The organism is Streptomyces sp. NPDC000229, assembly GCF_040300825.1.
In the GTDB taxonomy this organism is placed as follows: Bacteria; Actinomycetota; Actinomycetes; order Streptomycetales; family Streptomycetaceae; genus Streptomyces.
In genome coordinates this window covers 1-6,690 of the sequence record NZ_JBEPEL010000146.1, presented here as the reverse complement: position 1 = coordinate 6,690, position 6,690 = coordinate 1, and the positions used below count along the sequence as shown (strand labels likewise).

The window sequence follows — 6,690 nt, the reverse complement described above, 5'->3', positions numbered from 1 at the left end:
GGAATACGCGATTGGTGTGGATGTGACTGGTGTTCTGTCGTGTGGTCTTGCTGAGGCCGGCGGCGAAGGGCGGGCTCCCGTGCAAGCGACCCAAGGCCGCCGGCCTCGAGGAGGTGAGCCCGGAGGGGCCCCGCCCCCACGCACCGGAGGTGGCCGCCCGAACGGCCACCGCCCCGTGCGGCACCGGGAAAAATGGCACCGCCCCCGGGGCGTCCCGCGAACAGGCACCGCCCCGTCCCGTTGCGCCCACCCGTCCCGCCCTGCGGGACGACTGCCCACAACGGGGGAGGGACCCCGGCCCCGCAGGTCGACTGCCCACAACGGGGAAGGAACCCCGGCCTCGCAGGTCGACTGCCCACAACGGGGAAGGAACCCCGGCCCCGCAGGGCGACTGGCCCCCAACCGGGGGAGGGACCCCGGTCGCGCCCCCGGCACGGCGACTGCCCACGGCGGCGGCCGGCGGACGGCACCGCCCCGCAGCGGGACTGGGCAGCGCACCCGCGTCCTGCCGTTGCACCCGCACCGCCAGGTACAGTGCCAGGACCCGTATGGAACGCATGGTGAGGCCCCCTCGTGTTGACGCAGACCACCACCCGGGTCCTCGAGCCCAGTGATCTCGGCGCCGCGCTCGCCGTCCTGGAGAGCGAACCCGTCACCAACGCGTTCGTCACCTCCCGTGTGCAGGCCGCGGGTCTCGACCCCTGGCGCCTCGGCGGCGAGATGTGGGGCTGGTACGCGGACGGGCAGTTGCGCTCGCTCTGCTACTCCGGCGCCAACCTCGTCCCCATCTGCGCCACGCCCGAAGCCGTCCGCGCCTTCGCCGACCGCGCCCGCCGGGCCGGCCGCCGCTGCTCCTCGATCGTCGGCCCCGCCGAGCCCACCGCCCAGCTGTGGCGGCTCCTCGAACCGAGCTGGGGCCCGGCGCGCGACGTCCGCGCCCAACAGCCGCTGATGGTCACCGACCGCCCGTCCCCGGACGTCGAGCCCGACCCGTACGTCCGCCGCATCCGCAAGGACGAGATGGACGTGATCATGCCGGCGTGCGTGGCCATGTTCACCGAGGAGGTCGGCATCTCGCCCATGGCGGGAGACGGCGGCCTGCTCTACCAGGCGCGCGTCGCCGAACTCGTCGGCACCGGCCGCTCCTTCGCCCGTATCGAGGACGGCAAGGTCGTCTTCAAGGCCGAGATCGGCGCGGCGACCCCCCAGGCCTGCCAGATCCAGGGCGTCTGGGTCGCCCCCGAGTACCGCGGCCGCGGCCTGTCCGAGACCGGCATGGCCGCCGTGCTCCGCTACGCGCTCGCCGACGTCGCGCCGGTCGTGTCGCTGTACGTCAACGACTACAACCTCCCGGCGAGGGCCGCGTACCGCCGCGTCGGCTTCCAGGAGGTCGGGGCCTTCATGAGCGTGCTCTTCTGAAGCGCTTGTAAGGTTCGGTCGCATGGATGACGTCGTGGTCCGACCGGTCGACCTCGCCGCACGCGTGGACGACGCCCTCGCCGTGCAGGCCCTCGCCTTCGGGCTGTCCGAGGACGAGGTCGCGGTACGTCGCCACATCGTGCTGCGCCACCTGCAGAACCCGGGCGCGTGCGCGTACGGCGCGACGACAGCCGCGGGGCGGCTCGTCGGCTTCGTGTACGGGATGCCCAACGACCGCACGCACTGGTGGTCGACGGTCGTCCAGCCCTACCTCGTCCGTGAGGGCAACGACGACTGGCTCGACGACTCCTTCGTCATCACCGAGCTCCACGTCCATCCCGGCTTCCAGGGCCGGGGCATCGGCCGTGAGCTGATCACCACCATCACGGACGCCGCCGAGCAGCCGCGTTCCATTCTCTCGGCCATCGACATCGAGAACCCGGCCCGGTTCCTGTACCGCGCCCTCGGCTACCGGGACCTCGCCCGGCGGGTCCACTTCCCGAGCGCCGCGAAGCCCTACGCGGTGATGGGCGCGCCACTGCCGTTGCTACGGCCGAACTGATTTCCTTCGGCAGCCGCCCCAGGGCTAACCTCCTAGCCATCACACTTTTCACCGCAGGAGAGTTCCCCATGGCCCAGGTCCAGCGCATGTCCCGGTTGATGGTCAAGACACTGCGCGACGACCCGGCGGACGCCGAGACGCTCAGCCACAAGCTGCTCGTCCGCGCCGGTTACGTACGCCGCAACGCCGCGGGCATCTGGTCCTGGCTGCCGCTGGGCATGAAGGTCCTGGAGAACGTCTCCCGCGTGGTGCGCGAGGAGATGGACGCGATCGGCGCGCAGGAGGTCCTGCTGCCCGCGGTGCTGCCCAAGGAGCCGTACGAGGCGACGGGCCGCTGGGAGGAGTACGGCGCCGAGCTGTTCCGCCTCAAGGACCGCAAGGGCGCCGACTACCTGCTCGGCCCCACCCACGAGGAGATCTTCACCCAGCTGGTCAAGGACCAGTGCACGTCCTACAAGGACCTGCCGGTGATCCTCTACCAGATCCAGACGAAGTACCGCGACGAGGCCCGTCCCCGTTCCGGCATCCTGCGCGGCCGTGAGTTCCAGATGAAGGACTCGTACTCCTTCGACACCACGGACGAGGGCCTGGCCGAGTCGTACGCGCTGCACCGCCAGGCGTACATCAAGATCTTCGACCGGCTCGGCCTCAGGCACAAGATCGTCTCCGCCGTCTCGGGCGCCATGGGCGGCTCCGCGTCGGAGGAGTTCCTCGCCCCGGCCGCCGCGGGCGAGGACACCTTCGTCTACTGCCCGAACTGCGACTACGCCGCCAACACCGAGGCCGTCACGTTCACGCAGCAGCCGGAGGACCCCGCCGCGCACGGCCCGGTCGAGGAGCTGGACACCCCCGACACGCCGACCATCGAGACGCTCGCCGCGCACCTGGGCGTCCCGGCCTCCCACACGCTGAAGAACCTGCTGGTCAAGGTCGACGGCCAGATCGTCGCCGTCGGTGTGCCCGGCGACCGCGAGGTGGACCTCGGCAAGCTGGAGGACCACCTGGCCCCGGCCACCGTCGAGCTCGTCACCGCCGAGGACTTCGAGGGCCGCGACGACCTCGTACGCGGCTACGTCGGCCCGCAGGGGCTCGACAAGGTCCGGTACATCGCCGACCCGCGTGTCTCGCCCGGCACGGCCTGGATCACCGGTGCCAACAAGCCGGACACGCACGCGAAGAACGTCGTCGCCGGGCGCGACTTCGAGGTGGACCAGTACCTGGACGTCGTCGTGGTGGAGGAGGGCGACCCCTGCCCGAACTGCGGCTCCGACCTCAAGATCGACCGGGCCATCGAGATCGGCCACATCTTCCAGCTCGGCCGCAAGTACGCCGACGCCTTCCAGCTCGACGTCCTGGGCCAGAACGGCAAGCCGGTCCGCGTCACCATGGGCTCGTACGGCATCGGCGTCTCCCGCGCGGTCGCCGCCCTGGCCGAGCAGCACGCCGACGAGCAGGGCCTGTGCTGGCCCCGCGAGATCGCCCCGGCCGACGTCCACGTCGTCGCGGCCGGCAAGGCGCTCCAGACCGAGCTCGCGCTCGACGTCGCCGGCAAGCTCGGCGAGGCGGGCCTGAGGGTCCTGGTCGACGACCGGGCCGGGGTGTCGCCGGGCGTGAAGTTCACGGACGCCGAGCTCATCGGCGTACCGAAGATCCTCGTCGCCGGTCGCCGCTCCGGCGAGGGTGTCGTCGAGCTGAAGGACCGCCGCACCGGCGAGCGCGAGGAGCTGACGGTCGACGAGGCGATCGCCCGCCTCAGCGCCCTGTAGGCCCGCCCGCGCGGGAACCCCGGCGCACGCGAGCCTCGTCCGGACCCGGACCCGCGGGAGCCTGGGAGTCGCGAGAGCCCCGCGCCGGGCCCCCGGACGCGCGAGCGAACCGGGAGGTGCGGGAGCTCGTGAGCCCCGCTCGGGGATCCCGCGCGGCGCCGGGCCGGAGGGCCCGGGCGGCGCCCGATGGGGCGCTGACCTTGGCGTGCCGCCAGGCCGGAGCCCCGGACGGGGCTCGGCCACGGGAGCGTCAGATGCAGCCCGCCGTACCGGCGTCGTCGTCCCGCACATGGGGCGCCGGCGCCGGTTCGCGTATCGGCGGCTCGCGCGCGTCGAGGGGCTCGTGCATGTGCGGGTCGTGGACGTGCAGTCCGGAATACGGCAGGGCCTGCTGGACCGGCTCAGGCTCCGGATGCGGTTGTTGAGCTCGCTGTTCCTCGGCGGGCGGTCGCCGAGCGGGCTGCTCCTGGACGGGCTGCGGCCCCGGCTGGGCGGCCCGCTCCAGGAAGCGCAGCAGTTCCACCGGGAAGGGCAGCACCAGCGTCGAGTTCTTCTCGGCGGCGACGGCCACGATCGTCTGCAGCAGCCGCAGCTGGAGGGCGGACGGCGTCTCCGACATCACTCCCGCCGCCTCGGCCAGCTTCTTCGACGCCTGGAGTTCCGCGTCCGCGTTGATGACCCGGGCCCGCCGCTCGCGGTCGGCCTCGGCCTGGCGGGCCATGGAGCGCTTCATCGTCTCCGGCAGGGAGACGTCCTTGATCTCGACCCGGTCGATGGTCACACCCCACTCCACGGCCGGGTTGTCGATCATCAGCTCCAGCCCCTGGTTGAGCTTCTCGCGGTTGGAGAGCAGGTCGTCCAGGTCGCTCTTGCCGATGATCGAGCGCAGGGAGGTCTGTGCGATCTGGGAGACCGCGAACCGGTAGTCCTCGACGCGAATGATCGCCGCCGCCGCGTCGACGACCTTGAAGTAGATCACCGCGTCGACCCTGACCGTGACGTTGTCGCGGGTGATGCCGTCCTGTGCGGGCACCGGCATGGTCACGATCTGCATGTTCACCTTGTGCATCCGGTCGATGAACGGGACCACCATGGTGAAGCCCGGCCCCCGGACGCCGCTGCGGAGCCGGCCGAAGCGCAGGACCACGCCCTTCTCGTACTGCTTGACGACCTTGGCGGCGGCCGCCACGTACACCACGGCGGCCGAGCCCACCGCCGCTGCCGCTGCCAGCAGTTCCTCGACCATGACAGCCCTCCCGTCCTAGCCGGGTGGTACGGGTGTGTTATGCCCAATATCGCACCGATGGGGCCATTCGGGGAGTTCTAGAGCCAGCCGGCGAATTCCAGCAGCAGCTCGCCGTCCTGCCGCCGCCCGGCCGCCAGGGCCCGTGTCCCCGACTCCACGGCCCGGAACAGCGTCCAGCCGCGCAGCCGCTCACGGTCCACGTCCAGGGAATCGGCCAGCTTGTTCACCCGGCGGCGCCCGGACGTCGGGCCCGAGGCCGCCGCGACGAGGTCCTCGACCCGGTCGCGGACCAGCCGCGCCAGGTCGTACGCGCGTTCGCCCACGAGCGGATCCGGGCCCACGGCCAGCCAGGGAGCCCGGTCCCCGGCCAGCACCTTGCCCTGCCGGAAGTTCCCGTGCAGCAGAAACTCCTCGGGGGCGTCCGCGACCAGCTCCTCCCGGGCGCGGAGCGCCGCCGACACCAGCTCGGCCGTCTCCGCGTCCTTCACCGCCCGCATCGCCTCCGCCTGCCGGGCGGTCCGCTCGGCGACCGACTCGAAACCGTGGCCGTCCGGCGGGGCCACCCACAGGCGGCGCACGGTGCCGGCGGCCTCCAGCAGCGCCTTGGCCTCCGGCAGGGACCGCAGGCCCACCTCGGTGTGCAGCCGCTCCAGCAGCAGGTCCGGCCCGTCCATGTCCAGCAGCCGCACCGCGCCCCAGCCGTTCCAGTGCGCGAGCGCCGCCCGCTCCAGGTCCGGCGCGGCGAACGGCGGCGCCACCTTCAGCGCTGCCGGGGTGCCGTCCGGCAGCCGTACGAGGACGACCAGACTGCTGCGGCCGCCCGGCGCGATCACCCGTTCGACGTCCAGGTGCCGCAGGTCCACCGCCTGCCGGGCGAGCTCCGGAAGCCGGGCGAGCCAGTCGCCGGCGGCCGCGTCGCCGTACGTCTCGCCCAGAGCCCGCACCAGTCGCTGCGGCGGTTCAAAACCCATGCGTGCGTTGTTCCCTCTCGAAAGCCGGGGCTCACAGTAGCCCGGGCTCACAATCGCTCGGCGAGCCCAGGAAAGGCTACGCCGCTGCCCCGCCACCGCACGGCCCGCACCGCGGCCTCCCGCAGCGCGCTCGCCGCCTCCCGCCGCAGCGGCCCCTCGGCGGCCCGGACGAGGTCGGAGTAGACGCCCGCGACCCGGTCCTCCAGCTCGGCGGCCAGCCGCACGGCCGCGTCCGCGTCCGGCACCGGGAACGGCAGCGCGTACGCGGCGGCGGACGCGGCGGGCTTCCCGCCCAGGTCGCGCACCGCGCGGGCCAGCGCGTCCCGCCGGGCCCGGTGCGCGTCGTACGCGGCGGTCGCCTCCGCCACCCGCCCGTCGCCGACCCGGCCGCCGACGACCCCGTATCCGTACACCGCGGCGTGTTCGGCGGCGAGAGCAGCCTGCGCGGCCTCCAGGGCGGCCTCCCTCATGACGGGGTCCCTTCGCTGGTGAGCAGGTACGCGTGCGCGGCTGCCGCCGCCGCGACGGACGCCAGCAGCCGGGCGTACTCGGGCGGAGCGCCCAACAGGGCGGCGGCGTGCGCGTCGGCGGCCCGCCGCGCCGCCACCGCGAGCTCCGCCACGGCGACCCCGGGATCGGCGGGCACGCCGCTCACGGACAGCGCCCCGGCCGCGGTCCACAGGAGAACGGCCGCGATGATCAGAACGGTCCGGAGCAGGAAGGCCC

6 protein-coding genes and 1 pseudogene are annotated in these 6,690 nt (G+C 73.1%); 3 read left to right on the top strand and 4 right to left on the bottom strand.

Annotated features, from left to right (window positions below):
- Positions 1–573: 573 nt before the first annotated feature.
- From ABT360_RS34855 to ABT360_RS34845, 3 genes are all read left to right on the top strand, one after another.
- Complete coding sequence (locus ABT360_RS34855; RefSeq protein ID WP_351825699.1) at positions 574–1,419, top strand: GNAT family N-acetyltransferase; 846 nt, start codon at positions 574–576, stop codon at positions 1,417–1,419.
- 22 nt (positions 1,420–1,441) lie between these two features.
- Positions 1,442–1,981, top strand: a complete 540-nt coding sequence (locus ABT360_RS34850; protein WP_351825697.1) for a GNAT family N-acetyltransferase — start codon at positions 1,442–1,444, stop codon at positions 1,979–1,981.
- Positions 1,982–2,049: 68 nt separating this feature from the next.
- A complete protein-coding gene (locus ABT360_RS34845; protein WP_351825695.1) occupies positions 2,050–3,747 on the top strand; it encodes a proline--tRNA ligase in 1,698 nt (565 codons plus the stop codon).
- A gap of 250 nt (positions 3,748–3,997) precedes the next feature.
- Here the strand turns inward: ABT360_RS34845 and ABT360_RS34840 are convergent, their stop codons facing one another.
- The 4 genes and pseudogenes from ABT360_RS34840 to ABT360_RS34825 all read right to left on the bottom strand — a co-directional run.
- Positions 3,998–4,993, bottom strand: coding sequence for a slipin family protein (locus tag ABT360_RS34840; RefSeq protein ID WP_351825693.1), 996 nt, complete (start codon positions 4,991–4,993; stop codon positions 3,998–4,000).
- Between the two features lie 77 nt (positions 4,994–5,070).
- Positions 5,071–5,964, bottom strand: coding sequence for an aminoglycoside phosphotransferase family protein (locus ABT360_RS34835; protein WP_351825691.1), 894 nt, complete (start codon positions 5,962–5,964; stop codon positions 5,071–5,073).
- A gap of 47 nt (positions 5,965–6,011) precedes the next feature.
- Positions 6,012–6,434, bottom strand: a complete 423-nt coding sequence (locus tag ABT360_RS34830; protein WP_351825689.1) for a DUF4439 domain-containing protein — start codon at positions 6,432–6,434, stop codon at positions 6,012–6,014.
- Positions 6,431–6,690: pseudogene (locus ABT360_RS34825) on the bottom strand (hypothetical protein); the annotation flags it as partial. The gene ABT360_RS34830 and the pseudogene ABT360_RS34825, both read right to left, overlap by 4 nt.

What these genes read in the sequence shown, in the direction of transcription:
- ABT360_RS34850 (WP_351825697.1), top strand. Translation starts at nt 1,442, where the DNA reads ATGGATGACGTCGTGGTCCGACCGGTCGACCTCGCCGCACGCGTGGAC.
- ABT360_RS34835 (WP_351825691.1), bottom strand. Translation starts at nt 5,964, where the DNA reads ATGGGTTTTGAACCGCCGCAGCGACTGGTGCGGGCTCTGGGCGAGACG.
- ABT360_RS34830 (WP_351825689.1), bottom strand. Translation starts at nt 6,434, where the DNA reads ATGAGGGAGGCCGCCCTGGAGGCCGCGCAGGCTGCTCTCGCCGCCGAA.
- ABT360_RS34845 (WP_351825695.1), top strand. Translation starts at nt 2,050, where the DNA reads ATGGCCCAGGTCCAGCGCATGTCCCGGTTGATGGTCAAGACACTGCGC.
- ABT360_RS34840 (WP_351825693.1), bottom strand. Translation starts at nt 4,993, where the DNA reads ATGGTCGAGGAACTGCTGGCAGCGGCAGCGGCGGTGGGCTCGGCCGCC.